The 20,603-nt window shown below is 55.0% G+C and carries 21 protein-coding genes and 3 tRNA genes; 11 read left to right on the forward strand and 13 right to left on the reverse strand.

Annotated elements, in window-relative coordinates:
* Positions 1 to 3 precede the first annotated feature (3 nt).
* The 3 genes from ssb to QZ487_RS00085 form a co-directional block, all read right to left on the reverse strand.
* A complete protein-coding gene (gene ssb, locus QZ487_RS00075; RefSeq protein ID WP_296022800.1) occupies positions 4 to 528 on the reverse strand; it encodes a single-stranded DNA-binding protein in 525 nt (174 codons plus the stop codon).
* Between the two features lie 98 nt (positions 529 to 626).
* Entirely contained in the window at positions 627 to 1,286 is a 660-nt protein-coding gene (locus QZ487_RS00080; RefSeq protein ID WP_296022801.1) for a COQ9 family protein, read from the reverse strand.
* Positions 1,287 to 1,302: 16 nt separating this feature from the next.
* Positions 1,303 to 1,923, reverse strand: a complete 621-nt coding sequence (locus QZ487_RS00085) for an ankyrin repeat domain-containing protein (RefSeq protein WP_296022802.1) — start codon at positions 1,921 to 1,923, stop codon at positions 1,303 to 1,305.
* Positions 1,924 to 1,993: 70 nt separating this feature from the next.
* On the opposite strand from QZ487_RS00085, the gene QZ487_RS00090 reads away from it, so the two are divergent.
* The 6 genes from QZ487_RS00090 to QZ487_RS00115 are packed head-to-tail and all read left to right on the forward strand — an operon-like array spanning position 1,994 to position 5,887.
* A complete protein-coding gene (locus tag QZ487_RS00090; protein ID WP_296022804.1) occupies positions 1,994 to 2,614 on the forward strand; it encodes an SCO family protein in 621 nt (206 codons plus the stop codon).
* Complete coding sequence (locus QZ487_RS00095; RefSeq protein WP_285975758.1) at positions 2,602 to 3,045, forward strand: YcgN family cysteine cluster protein; 444 nt, start codon at positions 2,602 to 2,604, stop codon at positions 3,043 to 3,045. The genes QZ487_RS00090 and QZ487_RS00095 overlap by 13 nt, the downstream gene beginning before the upstream one ends.
* The gene (locus tag QZ487_RS00100) at positions 3,042 to 3,764 is read left to right on the forward strand and encodes a YgjP-like metallopeptidase domain-containing protein (protein WP_285975759.1); all 723 of its coding nucleotides are present in this window, start codon (positions 3,042 to 3,044) and stop codon (positions 3,762 to 3,764) included. Before QZ487_RS00095 ends, QZ487_RS00100 begins: the two co-directional genes overlap by 4 nt.
* 46 nt (positions 3,765 to 3,810) lie before the next feature.
* The gene (locus tag QZ487_RS00105) at positions 3,811 to 4,287 is read left to right on the forward strand and encodes a hypothetical protein (protein WP_296022806.1); all 477 of its coding nucleotides are present in this window, start codon (positions 3,811 to 3,813) and stop codon (positions 4,285 to 4,287) included.
* Between the two features lie 24 nt (positions 4,288 to 4,311).
* Positions 4,312 to 5,253: a bifunctional diaminohydroxyphosphoribosylaminopyrimidine deaminase/5-amino-6-(5-phosphoribosylamino)uracil reductase RibD gene (ribD, locus tag QZ487_RS00110; RefSeq protein WP_296022807.1), complete on the forward strand. Its 942-nt coding sequence runs from the start codon at positions 4,312 to 4,314 to the stop codon at positions 5,251 to 5,253.
* 16 nt (positions 5,254 to 5,269) lie between these two features.
* Positions 5,270 to 5,887 (forward strand): riboflavin synthase, encoded by a 618-nt coding sequence (locus QZ487_RS00115; RefSeq protein WP_296022809.1) that lies wholly within the window; start codon positions 5,270 to 5,272, stop codon positions 5,885 to 5,887.
* Between the two features lie 155 nt (positions 5,888 to 6,042).
* On the opposite strand, the gene QZ487_RS00120 is transcribed toward QZ487_RS00115, so the two are convergent.
* Positions 6,043 to 7,218: an aromatic amino acid transaminase gene (locus tag QZ487_RS00120; protein ID WP_296022810.1), complete on the reverse strand. Its 1,176-nt coding sequence runs from the start codon at positions 7,216 to 7,218 to the stop codon at positions 6,043 to 6,045.
* 100 nt (positions 7,219 to 7,318) lie between these two features.
* The gene (locus tag QZ487_RS00125) at positions 7,319 to 8,149 is read right to left on the reverse strand and encodes a DUF1134 domain-containing protein (protein ID WP_296022811.1); all 831 of its coding nucleotides are present in this window, start codon (positions 8,147 to 8,149) and stop codon (positions 7,319 to 7,321) included.
* A gap of 249 nt (positions 8,150 to 8,398) precedes the next feature.
* On the opposite strand from QZ487_RS00125, the gene QZ487_RS00130 reads away from it, so the two are divergent.
* Positions 8,399 to 8,489: transfer RNA gene (locus QZ487_RS00130), tRNA-Ser, on the forward strand.
* Between the two features lie 264 nt (positions 8,490 to 8,753).
* On the opposite strand, the gene QZ487_RS00135 is transcribed toward QZ487_RS00130, so the two are convergent.
* The 4 genes from QZ487_RS00135 to QZ487_RS00150 all read right to left on the reverse strand — a co-directional run bounded on the left by QZ487_RS00135 (position 8,754) and on the right by QZ487_RS00150 (position 12,729).
* Positions 8,754 to 9,209 carry a hypothetical protein gene (locus QZ487_RS00135; protein WP_296022813.1) on the reverse strand — a complete coding sequence of 152 codons (456 nt, stop codon included), beginning with the start codon at positions 9,207 to 9,209 and terminating at the stop codon, positions 8,754 to 8,756.
* 9 nt (positions 9,210 to 9,218) lie between these two features.
* The gene (locus QZ487_RS00140; RefSeq protein ID WP_296022814.1) at positions 9,219 to 9,686 is read right to left on the reverse strand and encodes a hypothetical protein; all 468 of its coding nucleotides are present in this window, start codon (positions 9,684 to 9,686) and stop codon (positions 9,219 to 9,221) included.
* A 677-nt stretch (positions 9,687 to 10,363) separates the two neighbouring features.
* Positions 10,364 to 11,869 carry a hypothetical protein gene (locus QZ487_RS00145; RefSeq protein WP_296022815.1) on the reverse strand — a complete coding sequence of 502 codons (1,506 nt, stop codon included), beginning with the start codon at positions 11,867 to 11,869 and terminating at the stop codon, positions 10,364 to 10,366.
* A gap of 191 nt (positions 11,870 to 12,060) precedes the next feature.
* Positions 12,061 to 12,729, reverse strand: coding sequence for a TetR/AcrR family transcriptional regulator (locus QZ487_RS00150; RefSeq protein ID WP_296022816.1), 669 nt, complete (start codon positions 12,727 to 12,729; stop codon positions 12,061 to 12,063).
* 98 nt (positions 12,730 to 12,827) lie between these two features.
* Here QZ487_RS00150 and QZ487_RS00155 point away from each other — a divergent pair, with 98 nt between their 5' ends.
* Complete coding sequence (locus tag QZ487_RS00155) at positions 12,828 to 14,003, forward strand: phytanoyl-CoA dioxygenase family protein (protein ID WP_296022817.1); 1,176 nt, start codon at positions 12,828 to 12,830, stop codon at positions 14,001 to 14,003.
* Between the two features lie 226 nt (positions 14,004 to 14,229).
* Here QZ487_RS00155 and QZ487_RS00160 read toward each other — a convergent pair.
* Positions 14,230 to 14,305: transfer RNA gene (locus tag QZ487_RS00160), tRNA-Thr, on the reverse strand.
* 31 nt (positions 14,306 to 14,336) lie between these two features.
* Positions 14,337 to 14,410 (reverse strand) — tRNA-Cys (locus tag QZ487_RS00165).
* 126 nt (positions 14,411 to 14,536) lie between these two features.
* Between QZ487_RS00165 and QZ487_RS00170 the strand changes: the two genes are divergently transcribed.
* Positions 14,537 to 15,316 carry a thioesterase family protein gene (locus tag QZ487_RS00170; RefSeq protein ID WP_296022818.1) on the forward strand — a complete coding sequence of 260 codons (780 nt, stop codon included), beginning with the start codon at positions 14,537 to 14,539 and terminating at the stop codon, positions 15,314 to 15,316.
* 34 nt (positions 15,317 to 15,350) lie between these two features.
* Here QZ487_RS00170 and QZ487_RS00175 read toward each other — a convergent pair whose 3' ends face one another.
* A complete protein-coding gene (locus QZ487_RS00175) occupies positions 15,351 to 16,151 on the reverse strand; it encodes a crotonase/enoyl-CoA hydratase family protein (protein WP_296022819.1) in 801 nt (266 codons plus the stop codon).
* Between the two features lie 334 nt (positions 16,152 to 16,485).
* Entirely contained in the window at positions 16,486 to 17,685 is a 1,200-nt protein-coding gene (locus tag QZ487_RS00180; protein ID WP_296022821.1) for an LL-diaminopimelate aminotransferase, read from the reverse strand.
* Positions 17,686 to 17,816: 131 nt separating this feature from the next.
* Here QZ487_RS00180 and QZ487_RS00185 point away from each other — a divergent pair, with 131 nt between their 5' ends.
* Positions 17,817 to 19,703, forward strand: coding sequence for a class I poly(R)-hydroxyalkanoic acid synthase (locus QZ487_RS00185; RefSeq protein WP_296022822.1), 1,887 nt, complete (start codon positions 17,817 to 17,819; stop codon positions 19,701 to 19,703).
* Positions 19,704 to 19,811: 108 nt separating this feature from the next.
* Complete coding sequence (locus QZ487_RS00190; RefSeq protein ID WP_296022824.1) at positions 19,812 to 20,549, forward strand: phasin family protein; 738 nt, start codon at positions 19,812 to 19,814, stop codon at positions 20,547 to 20,549.
* Positions 20,550 to 20,603 lie beyond the last annotated feature (54 nt).

Consider the following 20,603-nt stretch of genomic DNA (forward strand, 5'->3'; position numbering starts at 1 on the left):
CAATCAAAACGGGATATCGTCGTCCAAATCGTCATAGTTGGAACCACCGCCAGCGCCCTGAACGCCTGAGCCGCCGCCCTGGTTGCCGCCGCCGAAGCCGCCGCCGCTCTGGCCTCCGCCGCTCTGGCCTCCGCCATAGCCACCACCGCTTGAGCGATTGCCGCCACCGCCGCCGCCAGCACCGTCGAGCATGGTCAGGGTACCATTGTATCCGCGCAGCACCACTTCAGTGCTGTAGCGGTCATTGCCCTGCTGATCCTGCCACTTCCGGGTCTGAAGCTGGCCTTCGACATAGACCTTGCTGCCCTTCTTGAGGTAATTCTCCACCACATTGATGAGGCCTTCGGAGAAAATCGCGACAGTGTGCCACTCGGTACGTTCCTGCCGTTCGCCAGTGCTGCGATCTTTCCACGTCTCGCTAGTGGCGATGCGCAGATTGGCGACCTTTCCGCCATTCTGGAAGCTGCGAATTTCCGGATCAGCCCCGAGATTTCCGATCAGCATTACCTTGTTGAGCGAGCCCGCCATTGTGCATTTCCTTCGTAAGATTCGATTCGATCTATCGGTAGGATATGCGCGGAATGGCGGCTAGCGCCAACTACAGGTTTTTTGTGAACGAAGCGAAATTACCGCGACGGGTAGCGCAGTCGCCCCAGAAAACGCGTGACGCTGAAAGTCTCGCGATCGCTGTTCAGGAATTTCGCCTTCACTTTCTCGAATTTCATCACACCTTCAATCCGGCGCTCGAGGAATGCCTTGGTCGCTTGTTTGTCTTCGCTTTCATCATCGATGAATACCGCCAGCGTCGCGCTGTAAATCCCGGCCAAGATCGCCCGCTTGGTGTAGTGATTGTAATCAGTCGCAGTATCGCCTGCGAGCCGCCACATGATGTCCGCACTGCGCCACCCTATCTTGAGCCCGTGCGGCGCATTTTGCGGCTGTGCCATCACTGCCATCGCGCGGCGCACAGCCTCTTCCAGGCCTTGCGCTGCGTCCAGACGGAACTGCACCAATACACGAATCCGTTCGCGGATCTTCATCGCGCCAAGTTTTTCAGGCGTCAGCTCCTCAGCCATCGCCAGATCGACCGTGTCTATCCACGCCTCGATCATGTCCATCACTCCGCCGGGATAGGCCAGTTGGGCAACATCCAGATCAGCGCCGGCCATCTCCGCCACATTTTCCAGCGCCGCCTGCGTCCAGCCATCGAAGATGGCGGATTCGGCAATACTGGGCGCGAGCGCGAGCCGCAGCTCATCCAGCGTCATATCGGCGTAGTCAGTCATGATCAGAAGCACATATTTAAAAGCTGGGTCCGTAATTCTCTTGCGAGCCAGAACTCTCTCTCGCTGCATCAGCCCGTTCGAATTCCGTTAGTACAGCGGTGTTGGCCGTCATTAGTTCCGCATAATCGCGCGCAGTCCGGCCCGAATTGTCCGCCCGATCCGGGTTTGCCTTGTTGGCAAGCAGCAGGCGGATCATCGGAATGTCACGGCGATGTACGGCAACAATCAGCGGCGTTTCGCCGGCGCTATCAGCCACTTCGATATCAGCGCCCGCTTTGATCAAGCGCTCCACACCTTCGATGAAACCCATTGTCACCGCAATCTGGATCGGTGTGACACCTTTCTTGTCGCGCACATTGGGGTTTGCACCGCGCTGAGTCAGGAAACGGATCCACAATTCATCGCGCCGCTTGGTAACGATATGGAGACCAGTCTCGCCACTGGTGAGATCACGGGTATTGATGATGGTTGTGCCCGGCTCGTCGAGCATCGCCGTAACAGCATCGCCGTCACGGTCGTCGACCGCTTTCAAGAATTCATACCCATCAGAGAACATCTGCGCGGCAACCGGGGCAGCGGCGAATACGCCAAGCAAAGCCGCCAAAGTTACAATCTTGCGCATAACGACACGCGTCACGCTGTCATCCTTTCAATTTTCCTGTCAGAACCTACATCCATGGCTCTTCACAATGGCCGGTTAGCAGACGATGAACCAACTCACCATGCTTCACAATAAATTCTCCCGCAAATGGCTGTCACTGGCTGCAGCTTCCCTAGCGCTAACCGCTTGCGATCCCGCGCCTGTCGACACAATTGACCCGCCCTTGGCGGGCGCAACAATCGGCGGCGACTTTGCATTGACCGGATCAGATGGTGCAACCGTCAACTGGGCCGACTTTGCCGGCCAATATCGGATCGTCTATTTCGGCTTCACCTATTGCCCAGACATTTGCCCGACGGACGTCCAGCGTTTCTCTCAAGGTCTGGCAAAGTTTGAACAGGCAGCGCCCGAGCTGGGAACAAAGATCACCCCAATATTCATCTCTGTTGATCCAGAGCGTGATACCCCTGAAATCGTTGGCCAATTTATCGCAAACTTCCATCCGCGATTGGTCGGGCTGACCGGAACGCCGGAGCAGATCGAGGACGCAGCACGCAAATTCGCTGTGTTTTACTCGCGCGGCGATGATACGCCCGGAGGCGGTTATCTGGTTGATCATTCAGCTGTGGTCTATCTGTTCGGGCCCGATGGGGAACCGATCGCGATACTGCCCACAGATCAAGGGGCTGACGCTGTCGCAGCAGAATTAGCGCAATGGGTGAGCTGAGAGATCAATTCTGGGAGCGGCCGCTGTCAGAGCTCTCTCGGGCAGAATGGGAAGCCCTGTGCGATGGCTGCGGGCGGTGCTGCCTGCACAAGATCGAAGATTCAGACACTGGCGAGATTTCGGACACTAATGTCGCGTGCAAACTTCTCGATACCGGAACCGCGCAATGCACCGATTACCGCAATCGCAAAGCCTTTGTCCCTGATTGTCTGCGGCTAACGCTCAAGATCGTGAATGATGTCGCCTGGCTACCCAGCACATGCGCTTATCGCTTGCGAGCCGATGATCAGCAGCTGCCGGACTGGCACTATCTGATCTCGGGCGACCGTGATGCCGTGAAGCACGCAGGGGTTTCTGTCGCAGGCCGCGTAGTGAGCGAATATGATGCCGGTCCACTGGAGCATCATATCGTTGAATGGAATGCGCGATGATCGATTGGCTACGCAAGGAGATGACCGAGCCGGAGATCGAACTTGATGGCCGAACCATACCCATTGTGCTGAAACGCCATCCCCGCGCGCGGCGGCTGACCTTGCGCCTTGCCGCTGATGGCAGCGCGGTCAACATCACTTTGCCGCAATGGGCGCGGGGCAAGGAGGCAATCGCCTTTGCCCATGCGCGGCAAGCCTGGCTCGCTTCCCAGCTGGCCAAAGTACCGCAGCGGTCTGCACCCAAGCCGGGCGGTATTATTCAGTATCGCGGCAAGGAACTCACTATCGACTGGAGCGAAGACGCCCCAAGGCGGCCGAGCCGCGCGGATGACGCGATTGTTCTGGGCGGTCCGCGCCATGCTCTGGAACGCAGATTGGCGCGTTGGCTTGAGCGCGAAGCATTGGTAATATTCGAACAGGATACACAGACCTATTGCGAAGCGGCTCAGCTAGAGCCGGTGCCAGTCGCATTGTCTCGCGCGCAGCGACGCTGGGGCAGCTGCTCTGATAGAAAGCGCATCCGGCTAAATTGGCGGCTGATTCAAGCGCCGGACTTTGTCCGCCGATCCGTGGTCGCGCATGAGGTGACACATCTGGTGCATTTCGATCATAGCCTTGCCTTTCATGCGATGCTGGGCGATCTCTATGAAGGCGATATCTCAGCAGCAGATGCCTGGCTAAAACAACACGGACGCACGCTCTACGCTCAATTCGGCTGAAACCTGCCACTGGCATCGCCGCACGTCTGGCACTATGTAAAGCGGCATGAGCATTCTCAAACGCTTCAATCCTGCCCCTGGCACGGCTGACCTGTGGGAGTATATCAAACAACCGCAGGAGTATCGCTGGCTGATCGTGGCTGTGTCTTGTTTGCCGGTTATCGTGATCCTGTTGTGGGCAAGCAGCGAAAGCAGAATCGCGCCGCTCGATCGCCCGAACGTGACTTACATCACCACGCTGGATGAAAACCGTTCGGATGAGGAAATTCTCGCCTCCAATATCGAGAACCAGCGTGTTCAGGATGAACGCCGCGCGCAAATCGAGGCCATCGAAGAGCGCAAACGCGAGATGTATCGCGCGTTGGGCGCCGCAAGCGGCATGAACGTCGAAGCGATGGAAGAACAAGCCGCGGCCGAGCGTGCCCGCGAAGAAGCGGCCCGTGAAGCGCTGCGCCGCGAAGTCCTGGAAAACCGTGTTGTGCCGGGCGCAGCCGATGCCGCCGTGCGCGGCGGAGACCAATAAGAATTGCGCTCACATGGCGAATGGATGGCTGGCGCTGCGCGATTGGCCGCGCGTGCCCGTCCGCTCAGCCGTCCCAACCCCGCAGTCGCATGCATCATTGTTAAAGACGGAACCGTGCAGGCGCGCGGTTGGACACAGGCTGGCGGCAGGCCGCATGCCGAAGCTGCAGCGCTTGCACAAATGCCCGAAGGCGGTGCAGCAGGCGCGACGATCTATGTAACGCTGGAGCCCTGCGCGCATCAGTCCGAACGCGGGCCATCCTGCTCCGATCTGATTGTTGCAGCCCAGCCAGAAAATGTGGTGATCGGCGTAACCGATCCCGATCCGCGCACATCGGGCAATGGAATTGCGCGATTACGCGAGGCCGGGATCGCAGTCGATGTGCTCGACCATCCTGATGCAAAGGCGAGCCTTGCGGGTTTCTTGACCCGCGAAACACAAGGTCGCCCCTTCTTAACGCTCAAGCTGGCCATGTCCGAAGACGGTTTCATCGCGCGCGAGCCGGGGCAAGACCAATGGATCACCGGCGAAGTTGCCCGCGCGCATGTGCATGGTCAGCGTGCCCGTCAGGATGCGATTCTGGTGGGCCGAGGCACATGGGAAGCAGACGGGCCCAGACTCGATGTACGGCTTCCGGGGATCGAGGACCGCAGCCCGCAGCGTTACGTGCTGACCCGCGGCGCAGCGCCAGATGGCGTAGGCGCCCTCGCCTCACCAGACGCGATCAGCGAACTCAGCGAAATCCAGTATCTCTATATCGAGGGCGGAGCAGGCGTCGCGCAGGCATTTATGGACGCGGGACTGGTCGATAAGCTCCATATCTATACCGCGCCGATCACGATTGGCTCTGGCACGAAAGCACCCGCGCAATTGCTCCCTCAGGCGCTGTGTCAATCAAGCGAATGGTACGCCACCGAAAAACGCCAGCTTGGCAGCGACACCTTCACCGCTTACAGCCGCGCGTAAGAAGGGAAATCAAACCATGTTCACCGGTATCGTAACCGCCATTGGCACGATCACGCAGGCAGAACAGCGCGGCGATCTGCGCTTGCGCATTGCTGCTCCGCTTGACCCCGCGCGGATAGATATCGGCGCGTCGATTGCATGTTCGGGCGTGTGCCTGACTGTGGTCGATCGCGGCGGAGCTAAAGGCGACGCATGGTTTGATGTCGATGTCTCTGGCGAGACCACCAGTTGCACAGTCGCCGCCATGTGGAATGAAGGCGCGAAGCTCAATATCGAGCCCTCCTTACGCATGGGCGATGAGTTGGGCGGACATATTGTCACCGGCCATGTCGATGCGGTGGGTGAAGTGACCCGCGCCGAGGAAGAAGGCGACAGCTGGCGGGTCGATGTGCTTGCCCCCAAGGAACTCGCGCCATTTATCGCACCCAAGGGCTCGATCACCGTTCAGGGCGTGTCGCTGACGGTCAACGAAATCCGCGACGAGGATGATGGCAGCTGCACATTCATGCTCAACATCATCCCACATACTGGCGAAGTGACGACGCTTGGGGCATTGAAGGCGGGCGATCAGGTCAATCTCGAGATTGACGTACTGGCGCGCTATCTGAAGCGGATGCAGGCGCTGGCGGGTTAAAGTCCGCTAACGACCCACAAGCGGTCATCCCCCGTTTTGAAAGTCACACATCGCAGTAGTTTGGAACGCCGGATTTCCTCGGCAAACCGCGAAAAGTCACAGTTTTCAAAAGTGCCTTCTGGGCTCGGGCGCAGCAGGCCGAAATCAGGCAGCGCTCAGCAAGTCACCGCCGCTACGGCGTTCACGAACTTCTCGATATTGCCCATGTGCAGCCCGGCAATGTTCACCCGGCCCGAACCCGCCATGTAAATGCCATGCTCTTCGCGCAGCTGCTTCACCTGATCCGGCGTTACTGGCAACACAGAAAACAGCCCGTTCTGCTTGGAAATCGGTACGAAATCTACATGGCCCGCCATCCCCGCATCGCCCAGCGAGGCGCGCACTTGCCGCATACGGTCCCGCATTTGTGTCAGCTCGTCGAGCCAGACAGCAGTCATATCGGGATCGCGCAGGATCAGGCGAATTGTCGCACCGCCATGGTCAGGCGGCATAGACCAGGCCGCGCGCGCCAGCGCATTGGCGTTGGAAAATACAGTCTCCAGCGAAACCGCATCGCGCGTCATCGCATAGAACGCGCCCACGCGATCGCGATACACGCCGAAGTTCTTGTCACAGCTATAGGCGATGAAAGCCTCTGGCACAGCGTTCAGAACCTTGCGCAAGCCGTAAGCATCCTCTTCCATACCATGGCCCAGCCCCTGATAGGCCAGATCAATGATCGGGAAAGTGCCGCTAGTCGCAAATGCCTCGGCAATAGCGTCCCATTCCTCGTTCGAATAGTCGATGCCAGTCGGGTTATGGCACGCGCCGTGGAGCAGCACGGCGTCATTCGGGCCTGTGTTGTTGATCGTATCGAGAACCGCCTCGAGGTTGGCGCTGCCATCTGCGCGGGCATGCTCGAACCATTGCGCCTCAAGCGAGATGTCGTTGAAGATCTGCACGTGGTTGGGCCAGCTGGGCTTGCCGATGTGCAACCGATCCACGCCAGCCTTCTGCGCGAGCGCGACCGCAAGCCTGACAGCGCCTGTGCCGCCCGGCGTTTGCATACCGGTGATACGGCCGCCCATCGTCGCATCGCCACCGAAGATGTAGGGCATCAAACCATTGACGAAGCCCATGTCGCCTTCTGGTCCAAGGTAAGACTTGCTGTCCTGCGTTTCGACCAGTTTGCGCTCGGCCTGTTTGATTGCAGCGAAAACGGGCGTGTCGCCCTGCCCCGTGCGGTAAACACCAACGCCAAGGTCGATCTTGTCATGCCGCTCATCAGCAGCGTACATTTTTATCAGGGCGAGCAGCGCATCGGACGCTTGCGGGGAAAGGTTCTCAAGCATGGAATGCGTCATGCAACGAGTTACGAAAGGCCGCAACAGCGAAATCCCTATTGCGGCCCTCATGCATACATATTTGCGATCTGCTCTTTTGAGCTGAGACTTAGAATGGCAGCCAGCGCTGCTTCTTAGAAAATTTCATGTAGCCCGCGTTCACCCCTAGGCGCAGGCCCGCACCCACGCGGATCGGAATCAGCACGACATCGCCTTTGCGCATATAGCTCGCGTGCATCCCGCCTACGAAATAGGCTTGGCCTTCGCCTGCGGGGAAGCGCTCGTACAGATCTTCAGTGTCATAGAGATTGTAGACCAACACAAATGTATTGCCCGCGTTCGCGCCCGCATCGAATCCAATCGACGGTCCGGTCCAATAGACGGGCCTGTTGCCCTCGATCTTGTGATGAAGTGTGCCAGAGCCATAGCGAACACCGACCACCAATGCGCCGCCGCCTTCGCGCCCGACGATATAACCATTGGGTTCGCCCTGTTTGCGCAGCAGGTCTTCGATCATTCCTGCCAGGCCTTCTGCGCCTTTGCCGAATACGCCTTCGGCCGCTCCGATCAGATCGTCCTCGCCGTATGTCGTCTCGCTGCCTTCAAATGTCGGCGCTGCCTCTTCGGCCGCACTCGCGCTGGCAGCATCGGTTGTTTGCGCGGCGTCGGTGCTCACTTCCTCTTGCGCGCCAGGATCAGACCCGAATGCGACCAGGTCGTTGCCGGTCGTACTGTCTACAGGCGCAGCCGCAACTCGTGGTGCGGCGGCTTCGGCCAGATCACCGTCGATCGCGCCTGCGGTGGCGGCAGGAGAAGTATACTCGCTGTCCGGATCGATTGCTTCCAATTCTTGCGCCGCAATCGGGTTCGCCGCGAGCGCGAAGCTGGCCAGTATCGCAGCTCCAGCAACTTTGGATCGTTGAATGATTGTGCGTGTCATTGTCCATCTCCAGCCGTCAAATGCTCGGAAAACCGATTGCAGGCGCGGCCCCTTGGTAGTTGCATCAGAATCCCATGCTGGAGACTTCTCAATTGCGCGGCGGTGAACCGAATCGAAAATGCGGTGAATCGAGTCTGCAACGCGATCACACGTTTGAATGCGCTTTTTTGAAACTACGGGTTGAAGCGGCCAATTTGCACCTTTATAGCGCGCCCTTCTCATGCCGTAGACAGCCTGGCATGTGGCTGCGGAGACGTGGGTGAGTGGCTGAAACCAGTTCCCTGCTAAGGAACCATACCTACTACGGGTATCGAGGGTTCGAATCCCTCCGTCTCCGCCACTACATCAATAAAAACAATTACTTATTGGGATAAATTGATCCTACCCACCTTTCTACCCACCTTTAAAACAAGGCTTAAAAAAAATTTTCCCGGGGGGCACCCTGTGGCTCTTTATAGCCCCCCCCTTAAAGATCTGGCAGGGTGACAATTGAAAGGGGGTACCCCCCGAATCTCAGAAATGGGACCCACGCTTCCTCTTACATACAATTCTGCGCGTTCGATTTCGGGTGAAAGCGTTCCTTGAGAGCGGGCAAGCGGGATTATTATTCTTTCTTATAAGTCAAATCGATTCCCTCTCTGTCCGTCAGACGGAAGCCATCGCTGGTCAAGGTAATTGTCAGATCTTCCCGAGTACGCCGTTCTGGATCTGCTAGCTTTTCATCTGTCAAGTCAGCTAGAGAAGATCCGCATTTAACGCCCTGTATGCTGTTTACATCTGTTATTTTACAAAAACGATCGGCAATCTGCAGAATATCTGACCCATCAATATTGATTATACCCCAAGTAGCTCTTTTCTTTTCGACACGGCGCATGGCTCTCAGTCTGTCATCGGGGTCAACTATCTCTTCAATCACTTTGGCCTGTCCAATAAAAACAGGCGAATTTTCTTCATCTAAAATATATGAGCCTTGGAGGCTTCCAGGTGAGCCGCTCGGGGCACCGCCACATGAAGCTAGTATCAATGAAGCCGCAGGGACTATTAAAAAAAGTTTTTTCATTCGGGATTATTATTCCTTTTCATAGACCCAAATGCCTTCTCTGTCCGTCAGACGGAAGCCATCGCTGGTTGAGTTAATTGTCAGATCATTCCAAGCACGTCGTTCTGGGTCTGCCAGTTTTTCATCTGTCAAGTCAGCTAGAGAAGATCCGCATTTAACACCCTCTATGCTGTTTACATCTGTTATTTTACAAACATCGTTGCGATACTGAAAAATGCCAGAAGCGTCGATCTGTAAAAGCCTACGGCTATTTATCTCTACTGTGGCTACTGTAGACATCATCGCTGCCTTATCCGGATCCGACACCTTAAGCATCTCAAGCATAGCAGCCACGTTCTGTAATGCAGGCGAATCTTCTTCATCTAGAGTATAGGAGCCTTGGAGGCCTTCAGGTGTGTCGCTTGGGGCCCCGCCACATGAAGCTAGTATCAATGAAGCCGCAGGGACTATTAAAAAATAGCTTTTCATTTTGATCATTTTTGTCCTCTCCTTGTATTAAAAAAGATGTTTTAGTCAGAAGATTTTTCCGAAAAGTCAAACTCTTGGTTTTCTCCCTCTCGTGCGTGTATCTCTTCCGTGCCATTCATCAGCTCCTTCCAAGCCGTAAATAGCCGAAATCCTAACTCTCAAAACGGACCACTTCTCGGGGGGAAGTTCAAAGACACATTGGCATAAATTAGCTTTCAGGTTGGCTCTGGAGGAAGCCTAACACCGCAGAAAAATTGCCATTCCAGCCCCGGACTTCCCCAAGCGGGCAACAGGGAATTTTCTCAGGGTTAGCAGGGAATAAATCCTAAAATAATCATATTAAATCAAGTGTATAGACCTTTTTACACTCTTCACTAAATTTGCAATCCCTTATCGAATCTGTTATAAATTAGGCGTCCGCCAAAGGGCGGATGGTCCCTTTCAGGCAGTGCCTGGTCTGGATCGAGGTAGTGCCTCCATCGGGTACCGCTCCGACGAACACAGGAAGGTCGTGCCTTCCGATGAGAGGCAGTGCCTCGACCGACATGTGTGGCATTGGCAGCCTGACATAATCGGGCGAGTCTAGCGGACCCAATCGCACAGTCTGGATCCTTCCATACTATGTTCGAAAGGGCTGCCCAGTGTGTCGAACCGCGCCACGGCAGCTTAGGCTCAGCTTAGTTGCTTTAGAACGCCGCCGTCGCCCCAACGAGTATCACGTTCGTTGCAGCTTCCCGATCTGACCATGTACTACCATCTGGAAAGTTGCCTCCAGACACGAAATTCAAAGGAGCAAATCCGTCGACGTGGATAAATTCACTGAAGATATTAACATGCGCAAATGGAAAATATGAAAAACCCAGAACGGCTTGATTTTGCCTTTCCCAAGGAGAATCTTCGGCACCAGCAATAAACTTTGAAAATTCGCCGGAAAATGCAAATTTTCTATGCTGCTCTACATCCACCGTCTCGCCAAAAGAATATCGCCCTCCAATGGTGAACGCCTTGGTCTTGACTGCAGGAAAGACACTCAGTGGATTATTCGGGATGGGGACGTTTGATCCAGGCCACGCTTTTGTCGTCTGTGCGTATTCACCCAATAGCTTAAGCTGCCCAAAATTTACGACACCATAGGCGGCAATTCCTGGATTCCTCTCTTCACATGGATTGAAATGGAAAACGGGGTAACCTTGGCAATAACTAGTAGCGTGCTGATAACTTGCACCAATACGAACGTTATCAGCACCCATACCCAGCGGTATTTGATAATTGCCGTCAAAAACAAAATTGTTCAGACGAGAAGGCACGGCAGTGCCTCGCACTGGAGCGTTAGCAGACCTGAATTGTGCGCCGCCCTGCACGGCCATCGCGCGAACACTAAGACCACTCGCATAAAATCCCAATTGTGCGCCGTAAGCCAAAGGCGCAAATGCGTGCCAGTTGGTCGAATTTGTGAAAGGGCTAACCGAATCGTTCAGACCAAATGGGACATCCATCTTACCAATCAAACCATATATTGGGCTCTTATCGAGGTTGCCCCACATGATCCAACCGCGGCGCAATTGAATCTGGTTGCGATCCCTTGATGTAATTGTCCCAGGGCCAAAATTTTGCTCTGGATTATACAAGAGTTCAGCATACCCTAAAAGATCATCCGACAGTCTTGCCGTCATGGCTAGATTAGCACTGTGTAGAACAGCCTCAGAAACCTTATCGCCAATCTGGTTGGCGCTAGTTGGGTTTCTCATAAGATAACCAAACTTATCGTCGCGATTTGACCATTGGTAATTCGCGATTGCTGTAATCTGTCCAGATAGCGTAATCCTGTCGTTTAACTGCTCGTCACGCAGCGCCTTCAACTGCACAATTGGTTTGGTGTTTACGTCTACCGACTGATCGAGAACCCGGAATGCGTAAGCCGAATTAGTCCCTATGCTATCGTTGAAGTTTTCCCTTTTTTGCACCAGTCCACCAGGCTCCTCAGCGGCAGCGGTCTGCTCCACACCCACGAGAGCCTCAGCTTTGATAAGCTCTAATTCTGCCCTCAAGTCCGCGTTTTCATTGGCCAGAGCTTCAATCCTCTCCTCCAACGCCAACAGACGATCAGATAACTCAATGTCCTGTGCGGCCACAGGCGAGGTAAAAGCTGTAGTGGCCAAAAAAAACGGGCCCAGATTTCTTATTTTTTTCATACATACCCTCTCACAAGAATTGTACGACAAGACAACTGTTGAGCTTCAATTATTAGTCTAATTCTGAGGCTAAACGGCATTTTTAGCGGCGTAATAAGTCCCCTTGAGCAGTGCATCTGCAACTGGTGGCTCGATTTTCGGGGGTTAGAGAACCACTCGGAGATTTGCGCAGTCACCCAGTGTATCGACGGCTATCGGCCGACCAAGCTCGAAATGCGTTTCAACAAACGCTCCCGAAATGCCGGAGCCGCATCAGCAGCTAGACTCAAGAACACCCCAGTCAACGCCTGAGTTCGAAATCCCTCTAGATCGAAATAGCCATTTGCCCAATCCTGCCGAGCAAGCCGGTAGCTATCATAGACCTGCCGACCGAGCTGCTCTGCTGAGATTGCACCTTGTAGCAGTCCTGCAGCCTGCGCAGATCTGCATGCCTCAACCGGTTGTTGCAGCGACCTGGCAAAAATGCCGTGGTCGGACCGCTGCTCAAACAGTCCGCTCCGGTCGCCAGCGACGAATGCTGCGCGGTAAAAGTCCTCGTCTTGCGCGAAAAGATCAGCGAGCCGCGTGATCTGCTGTTCAAAGCCGGCCTCTATGTCGTCATCGCCAGTCTGGCTCTGGACCTCATGCAGCCGCTCGACCAAGGCTTCGATGATGCGGGCCAGAATCTCGCTTTTGCCTCCGATGAGATTGTATATGGTGGGCACGGTTAGTTCGGCGCGTGCAGCGAGCTCCCGAATCTTGAGTGCATCAAAGCCTTCTTCGGCAATCATCGCTCGGGCGTGATCGAGGATACGCTCTGCCCGCTGAGACTTCTTGTCTTCGCGAGTGAGTTTGGGAGCAATTGAAACGGTTTGAGCCATGCGCGCACCATAGATCGCGCGGCCGCTTGACTCAAGAATTAAACAAAGTTAAAAGTTTTAACAGAGTTTAAATTGTGAGATTGCCGACGGAGAGTGACATGGCAAAGTTCGATTTCTCAAAGTCAATTGAGGCCTGCGCTGCACGCTATGGTGAAGAAGCGGATGCGGTTCGTACCTATATGAATGAAGGTCTGGAGGCAGCGCTTGCCCTGCCCAATCGCGGGCCAATCAAGTTCAATGAGGACGGCACGCTCGATCAATCGATTCTCGACGCCTACTCGAAATATGGCTTCTACATCTTTGAAGGCGTTATCGGCTCTGCCGAGCTTGCCGATATTGAGGAAGATCTTGAGGATCTGCGAGGCCGTTTTCCGACCCATCCCGGTTCCGAAGTCGATATGCATGGTCGCCCTGCGCTGGGACACGATTGCCAGGGGCCGGGCCTTACTTGGGGAAAGCCGCTCAGTGATCCGCTCGGCGGAACTGAAATCGCCAATGGGCGCCATCAGGTGAAGCTGAAGGAGCTCGACGCGGGCGAAGATGCGCCTGAGGCAACGCCGTTCATTCTGCTAGGCTCGCTCCAATTCTCAGATGCGGCGATGCGAACCTATGGCCACCCAGAATTGCTCAAAGTCGCCGCCTGTATCAATGGCGAGGACTTCGCTCCTTTCACGGAAGTGCTGTTCATCAAAGACCCCGGCTATGGGGCAGCGGTCTCTTGGCACCAGGATGGCGACACCCATTGGGACAATCCCGATTTCGACGAAGACATCCATGGCTTCAACTTCATGGCGCAAGCCTATGGCAGTTCGCCCGTCAACGGTGTGTGGGTTGTTCCCGGCACGCACAAGCTTGGGAAAATGGACATTCCCACGATGGTCGAAGAGAGCGGCAGCGAGCGTCTAAAAGACGCCGTTCCGATTGTGTGCGAAGCTGGCGATGTGGTGATTTGCAATCGCCAACTGGTTCATGGTTCGTTTGCCAACAGCGGGTTTGAACCGCGCCTGACGATCAATTTTGGGTTCCATAAACGCTCCTCGGTGCTTGATGTCGAGGGTGCAGGCATCCATTGCCCGGTCGAAACCTATAGCGCCGACGTGATCCGCGAACGCTCCAAAGTGATCGGCTATGCGATTGATGCGAGACGCCAGAAATACCCGAGTGAAAAGCCATACGCCTATGCACCTTTTGCCGCGGCCAAGGATGACTTCTCGTGGACGCCAGCGGCGAAGGCAAGCATCAAGGATTATAACCTAATTGACCTCAGCATTTAAGCGGGATCCAAGTCCAGAACGAGATCGCCCTGAATCAAGATGAGGCAGGTTCGGCATCTGGCACGGGGTTTCTGATTGAGCAAGAAGTGCGCGCCAACCGGTGAGCAGGGGTTAATCGCCCTCCAACATGGCTTCATGCTCTTTCCTTATCTGCAGTCAAAACGCTGCCAAATTCTAATTCAGCCAAACGGGCCAGCGGGAAAATTCAGCTAACGTATTGAAAAGGTGGTGCCGCTTACGTGACTCGAACACGTGACCCCATCATTACGAATGATGTGCTCTACCAACTGAGCTAAAGCGGCATTCGCGAGCGCGAGCTTCGCCTTCGCGACATGGAGGCCCGAGCCGGAATCGAACCGGCGTGCAAGGATTTGCAGTCCTCTGCGTAACCACTCCGCCATCGGGCCTCACGCCTTACCCTTGCGGGTACGGAAGCGGCCAGTTAGCGATTCGTGGCAATAATGGCAATCATATAGATAGGTGCCGTTAGGTCAGTCTGGACGAATGCAGCCAAAGCCGGCAGGAAGCCCTCTATGACCATTCAACGTTTGCTAGCCCCGATCACCGGCAAGTCAGCAGCAGTATCTCTTCCTGACGCCGAGAAATGGATGCAGGGCCGCACACTGTATGGCGGTGCCTCAGCCCTATTGGCTTACACTCAGGCAACCCGCGCATTCCCAGATTTGCCGCCATTACGCGCGGCCCAGATCGGCTTCGTTGCGCCAATTGGAGGCGATATCGAACTGCGTGCAGAGGTTGCTCGGCAAGGGCGCAGCGTCACGCAGATACGCAGCGAGATCCACCAGGACGGAAAACTCGCTCTGACAGCGTTCTTTCTATTCGCCGAGCAGCGCGAGCCGAATGCCGTGTTCACGGCCGAGAAGCCAGCGGATTTCCCGACGCGTCCTTCGGAAAATGATGATGCGATCTCCGACAAGGGGCCAATATTCTTGCGCAACAACTTTGAAATCCGGCGCGCTCAAGACGCCCGTGGGCCTGGTGCACCAGTGGTGCGGCGTTGGGCTCGATTAAAAGATCGCGGCAATCTCGATCCGATCAGTGAATTGGTGCTGCTCGGCGATGTTTTGCCACCAGGTGCGATGCGAGCTATGCAGCGGCAGGGGCCGATCAGTTCGATCAATTGGTCGTTCAATCTGCTTAACACCAATCCGCAAACCGAATGCGGTTGGTGGGTTTCGGAAAACGCCAGCCAGCACGCGGATGCTGGCTATTCATCCGAACGCCTGCGCCTTTGGAACAGCTCGGGTGAGCAGGTAATCGACGGATTGCAATCGGTTGCTGTGTTTGGCTGACTCTCTTTTCGGCTGTGTTCCTCCATCCGAAAGCTCAAACATCCTCAAAATTCGCTAGGCGCTTCTCCATGCCTGCCATGACAGCTTCGACCTGATTTTTGGACCGCATGATCGCGTGTTGCTCAATACTTTCCTCAAGCAGGATAGCGTCTGTGTTGCACTCAATCATCGCCGCATGAAGCCGCTTGGCCGCACGGATTGCATGCGGATTACGATTCGCGATTTCAGTCGCGATTGCCGTGGCCTTTGCGTGAGGGTCGGTATCGACATGTGTCGCCAGGCCGAAACCTAGCGCATCTGCGCCGGTAAATTCACGATTGGTGTAGACCAATTCCCTAAGCACATCGTCTCGCACCAGGCTTCGCCAAAGGGCATACCCACCCATATCCGGTATGAGGCCCCATTTCAGCTCCATAATGGCCATTCTCGTATCGGGATGAACGACACGGATATCTGCTCCACTGGCGATTTGAAGCCCGCCACCGAAGCATACCCCGTGAACAGCTGTGATCACCGGAACCGGCAACTTACGCCATTGCATGGCAACCTGCTGCGGTCGGTTTGCATTACCATGGGTTCGAGCTGTCAATTCCGGATCGTCTGGCGATGGCGTTCTGGTGAAATTTGTAAGATCCAGACCAGCGCAGAAGGCGCGTCCTTGACCCGATAGGACCACCACGCGAAGGCCTTTCATCTTGTGCAAGGCGCTACCCGCTTCGATAATTGCTTCGAACATATCGTGGTCGAGGGCATTCATCTTGTCAGCGCGAGTTAGGTGGACCTGTGCCACCCCATTATCACCTAGATCGATCGAAACCCGGTCTCTGAACTGCATCAAATTCCTCACTCACAAACAGGCCATCGAGACTGGCGGATGCGTTGCAAAGTGTCCAGCGCCCAAAATTCTACCTATCTAATTTACAGCTTCAAAACAAATACACGAGGGCTCGGGCGGTGCCTTCAACGAGTATCCACCATCCGGTTGAGTCGTAAACAATTGCAGCAGGCCGAAACGATGGAGCTTGCTGGAAGTCCGCGCGGCATGCACTGCCAAGATATTTCTGCCTGGCGGCACCTTTCTATGCCACCCATTCATAATCAGGCGCTATAGCGTGAATTGCTGCTCCAGATTTTCGACCAATTGGCAACTGTGCGTGGTTGAAAATTAGCTACGCCGCCGAGCTCTTGATGTCCAAGGAGTTGAAATATTTTTTTATATTTCGAGCTGCCTGTCGAAGTCTTTGTTCGTTTTCAACCATAGCAATTCTGACAAAACCCTCGCCTTTTTCGCCATACCCAACACCTGCAGCAACTGCGACCTTTGCTTCGGTCAGTAATCGCTTCGAAAAATCGAGACTCCCCATATGAGCGAGCGCGGGCGGCAACGGAGCCCAAGCGAACATCGATGCAGCAGGAGAAGGGATTTCCCACCCAGCGCGCGCAAACGCGTCTACCATGACATCGCGGCGCTTGTGATAGAGCTGACGATTGGTTTCGACGATATCTTGCGGTCCGTTAAGTGCGGCACAGGCTGCTGCCTGGATCGGCGTGAAAGCGCCATAGTCAAGATAGCTCTTCACCCGTGTCATCGCCGCAATCAGCTGCTGATTTCCGACTGCAAAGCCCATCCGCCAACCAGCCATAGAATACGTCTTTGACATGCTGGTGAATTCGATCGCGACATCCTTCGCGCCCTTCACCTGCATGATCGACGGCGTCGGTTTGCCGTCATAATACAACTCGGAATAGGCCAAATCGGACAATATCCAGACTTCATTGTCGCGCGCCCAATCAACCAGTCTCTCATAAAAAGCGAGATCCACAACTTCGGCAGTCGGGTTGGATGGATAGTTCACCACCAACACACTGGGACGCGGTACTGTATAATTCATCGCGCTTTCCAGCGCGGCCCAGTATTGCTCATCGGGCGTGGTCGGCACGCTTCTAATTGTCGCTCCGGCAATGATAAAGCCGAAGGTGTGGATCGGATATGATGGGTTTGGCGCGAGGACCACGTCACCAGGCGCCGTGATCGCATTGGCCAAACTAGCAAGACCTTCCTTTGATCCCATTGTGACGACAACTTCACGCTCGGGATCGAGCTCCACCCCGAACCGACGCCCGTAGTAATTGGCCTGTGCCTTGCGCAGCCCAGGAATACCCTTTGACTGTGAGTATCCGTGGGCGTCCGGTTTCTTAGCCACTTCGCACAGCTTCTCGATCACATGTGCAGGCGGCGGCTGGTCAGGATTACCCATGCCCAGATCAATGATGTCCTCACCACCCTGACGCGCCGCATGCCGCATCGCATTCACTTCTGCGATGACGTAAGGTGGCAAGCGCTTCATGCGGTAGAAGTCAGTGTCCATCTGGTGCCTTTCTTTAGACCCGGACCAACCTTGGGCGGATCGATGCATACGAAACTACGGTAATAGTAGTCGAACTGAAAAAGCAATCCAGCTATACCGTACCGCAACAAGACTTTTGAAAGATATCATTGATGGCAAACGACCCGAAAGACTTTCTTAAGGACAGCGGCGAACCCTTTCGCGCCTTTTTTGATATGCAGGGCGAAGCGATGCGCGAGATGATGGGCGAGTTCGGCATGCCAGGCATGGAGAATAGCGCTAAGCTAACAGGTGATGCGGGAGAATTCGCTCAAGTTGCTCGCGAGATTCAATCGATGTGGTTTGAATTCATGGCGGATCGCACGCAAGGCGCGGGCTCTGGGTCCAATCCGTTCGATCCAGTACAATGGCTAACGCTGGCGCAAGGCATGGCAAAACAGATGCCGACGGACCCGATTGAGACCGCTCAGAAGATGGCGAAGGATTCCATGGAGATCTGGCAGGGTGTGCTGGGCAGTTTCATTGGCGGGGTCACTGGAGAGAACAAGCCTGAAGTTGACCCTCTGCCGCGCAAGGACAGGCGCTTTGCCGCAGAAGAATGGCGCACGCATCCAGCGTTTGCCTTGCTTCACCAGACCTATCTGATGATGGCCGAATACTTCGTCGGCGCTGCCAAGCAGGTCGAAGGTATTGCTCCGGAAAAGCGCAAGCAGCTCGAGTTCGCAACCACGGCACTGGTGGACGCGATGAGCCCGGACAACTTTATCCTGACCAATCCGGTCGTGCTCAAGCGCACCATCGAGACCAAGGGTCAAAATCTGCTGAAGGGCATGCGCCACCTTATCAATGATCTTAAAAAGGGGCAGCTAACTCACACCGATGCCGAAGCCTTCGAGTTGGGCGTCAATCTGGCAGCGACGCCGGGAAAGGTAGTGCACGAAACGCCGCTCTACCAGCTTGTCCAGTATAGTCCGTCTACGGATGAGGTTTTCGCCACCCCTTTGATCATCTTCCCTCCGTGGATCAATCGTTTCTACATCCTCGATCTGACAGCCAAGAAGAGCTTCATCAAATGGGCTGTGGATCAAGGCATCACAGTGTTCGTAGTGAGCTGGAAGTCAGCCGATGCGTCAATGAAAGATGTCGTGTGGGATGACTACATCCGCGCGCAGATCGATGCGATTGATACCGCGCGAGAGCGGTTGAAGGCACCAAGCGTTCACACCATTGGCTACTGCGTTGCAGGGACGACCCTCGCAGCGACTTTGGCTGTGCTGGCGAAACGCGGCGAGGCTGACAAGGTCAAGAGCGCAACCTTCTTCACCGCTCAGGTGGATTTCGAAAAGGCTGGCGAACTTAAGCATTTCATCAATGACAACCAGCTGGACATGATCTCGAGCCTGTCCAGCGATGGGTATCTTGATGGACGCTATCTGGCGGCAACCTTCAATTCGCTGCGCGGCAAGGACCTGATCTGGAATTATGTTGTCAACAACTACCTGTTGGGTGAGGATTACCCGGCCTTCGACCTGCTGCACTGGAACGGGGATGTAACTAACCTACCAAGCAAATGGCATGCGGATTATCTGCGTGACCTCTATCGCGACAACAAGCTGGTCGTGCCAGAGGCATTGAGCGCTGATGGAACACCGATTGACCTGACCGAGGTTAAAACGCCAAGCTACATCCAGGCTGGTCGGGAAGATCACATTGCTCCAGCAAAGAGCGTTTGGAAGGCGACTGAGCATTTCAAAGGACCAGTTACCTTTCTGCTAGCAGGGTCCGGCCATATTGCCGGTGTCGTCAATCCCCCGACCGCTAGCAAATACCAATACTGGACCGGCGACAGCCGGGCCGGTTCGCTTGAAGACTTTATAGATGGCGCAACCGAGCACCCTGGCAGTTGGTGGCCACATTGGTTCGAGTGGCTGCAAGAGCAAGACAACAGAAAAGTGCCCGCAAAGGGCAAGCGAATACCTGGCGCCAAAGGTGATAAAGTTATCGAGGACGCGCCTGGCCGCTATGTAAAGACGCGCTAACTAGCTGTTTTGAAACACCGTTTCGATTTATTGTGCAGTGCACCAAAAACGCTTGACTTCGCAGTTGCGATACCTATTTTGTGCGGCGCAACATAAAACGAGGTTACCATGGCCAACGAAGCCAAAGCAAAAATCGATGCAGCCGCTGAAAAGGCCTATGCCGAAGCAGCTGCCAAAGAAGGTGTAAGCACGAAAGCGGTCGAGAAAGCCGTTGAAGCTGACGCACCAAAAGCAAAAGCAAAGCCTACTGCGATCAAGAAAGTAGTAAAGGCTCCGGCTAAGAAGAAGCCGGTAAAGAAGGCTGCCGCCAAAAAGGCTGCGCCAAAGAAAGTTAAAGCTGCTGCCAAAAAGGCCGCAAAGCCAACCAACGCAATCGCACAAGCAAAGGACACCATCATGGCGACTGCTAAAAAAGCACAGAACACCGATTTCACCAAGACTGCCAAAGAAGCATTGGCTGACGTACAGACACGCGCAAAGACTGTTTTCGCGAAGACTGGCGAGCTAGCTTCAGAAGTGACCGAATTCAACAAGGGCAACGTTGAAGCTGTTGTTGAGTCAGGCAAGATCTTCTTCGCTGGCATGCAGGACATGGGCCGCCAGCAGGTTGCTGCAACAAAGTCTGTGGTCAAAACCGTTCAAGGCGACTTCAAGAAGGTTGCTGCTGTCAAGTCACCGACCGAGCTGGTCCAACTTCAAGGCGAACTCGCACGTCGTAACTTCGACGCTGCTGTGTCTTTCGGTTCAAAGAACACCGAAGCACTCGTCAAGCTGTACAATGACGCTTTCGCGCCGCTTTCGAGCCGCATGAGCGTTGCTGCCGAGAAGCTCAAGAAGGCCGCTTAAGTCTTTTACGCTTCCAGGTTTTCTAGCCGGGGTCTCTCTCCTCTCCCAAATCCC

It is taken from the genome of uncultured Altererythrobacter sp., assembly GCF_913057185.1.
Classification (GTDB): domain Bacteria; phylum Pseudomonadota; class Alphaproteobacteria; order Sphingomonadales; family Sphingomonadaceae; genus Erythrobacter; species Erythrobacter rubellus.

Coding starts and splice junctions, on each gene's coding strand:
- QZ487_RS00180 (WP_296022821.1), bottom strand. CDS start 17,685: ATGGACACTGACTTCTACCGCATGAAGCGCTTGCCACCTTACGTCATC.
- ribD (WP_296022807.1), top strand. CDS start 4,312: ATGGCTGGCGCTGCGCGATTGGCCGCGCGTGCCCGTCCGCTCAGCCGT.
- QZ487_RS00090 (WP_296022804.1), top strand. CDS start 1,994: ATGAACCAACTCACCATGCTTCACAATAAATTCTCCCGCAAATGGCTG.
- ssb (WP_296022800.1), bottom strand. CDS start 528: ATGGCGGGCTCGCTCAACAAGGTAATGCTGATCGGAAATCTCGGGGCT.
- QZ487_RS00190 (WP_296022824.1), top strand. CDS start 19,812: ATGGCCAACGAAGCCAAAGCAAAAATCGATGCAGCCGCTGAAAAGGCC.
- QZ487_RS00080 (WP_296022801.1), bottom strand. CDS start 1,286: ATGACTGACTACGCCGATATGACGCTGGATGAGCTGCGGCTCGCGCTC.
- QZ487_RS00095 (WP_285975758.1), top strand. CDS start 2,602: ATGGGTGAGCTGAGAGATCAATTCTGGGAGCGGCCGCTGTCAGAGCTC.
- QZ487_RS00125 (WP_296022811.1), bottom strand. CDS start 8,149: ATGACACGCACAATCATTCAACGATCCAAAGTTGCTGGAGCTGCGATA.
- QZ487_RS00120 (WP_296022810.1), bottom strand. CDS start 7,218: ATGCTTGAGAACCTTTCCCCGCAAGCGTCCGATGCGCTGCTCGCCCTG.
- QZ487_RS00150 (WP_296022816.1), bottom strand. CDS start 12,729: ATGGCTCAAACCGTTTCAATTGCTCCCAAACTCACTCGCGAAGACAAG.
- QZ487_RS00140 (WP_296022814.1), bottom strand. CDS start 9,686: ATGATCAAAATGAAAAGCTATTTTTTAATAGTCCCTGCGGCTTCATTG.
- QZ487_RS00170 (WP_296022818.1), top strand. CDS start 14,537: ATGACCATTCAACGTTTGCTAGCCCCGATCACCGGCAAGTCAGCAGCA.
- QZ487_RS00135 (WP_296022813.1), bottom strand. CDS start 9,209: ATGAAAAAACTTTTTTTAATAGTCCCTGCGGCTTCATTGATACTAGCT.
- QZ487_RS00115 (WP_296022809.1), top strand. CDS start 5,270: ATGTTCACCGGTATCGTAACCGCCATTGGCACGATCACGCAGGCAGAA.
- QZ487_RS00185 (WP_296022822.1), top strand. CDS start 17,817: ATGGCAAACGACCCGAAAGACTTTCTTAAGGACAGCGGCGAACCCTTT.
- QZ487_RS00145 (WP_296022815.1), bottom strand. CDS start 11,869: ATGAAAAAAATAAGAAATCTGGGCCCGTTTTTTTTGGCCACTACAGCT.
- QZ487_RS00155 (WP_296022817.1), top strand. CDS start 12,828: ATGGCAAAGTTCGATTTCTCAAAGTCAATTGAGGCCTGCGCTGCACGC.
- QZ487_RS00100 (WP_285975759.1), top strand. CDS start 3,042: ATGATCGATTGGCTACGCAAGGAGATGACCGAGCCGGAGATCGAACTT.
- QZ487_RS00175 (WP_296022819.1), bottom strand. CDS start 16,151: ATGCAGTTCAGAGACCGGGTTTCGATCGATCTAGGTGATAATGGGGTG.
- QZ487_RS00105 (WP_296022806.1), top strand. CDS start 3,811: ATGAGCATTCTCAAACGCTTCAATCCTGCCCCTGGCACGGCTGACCTG.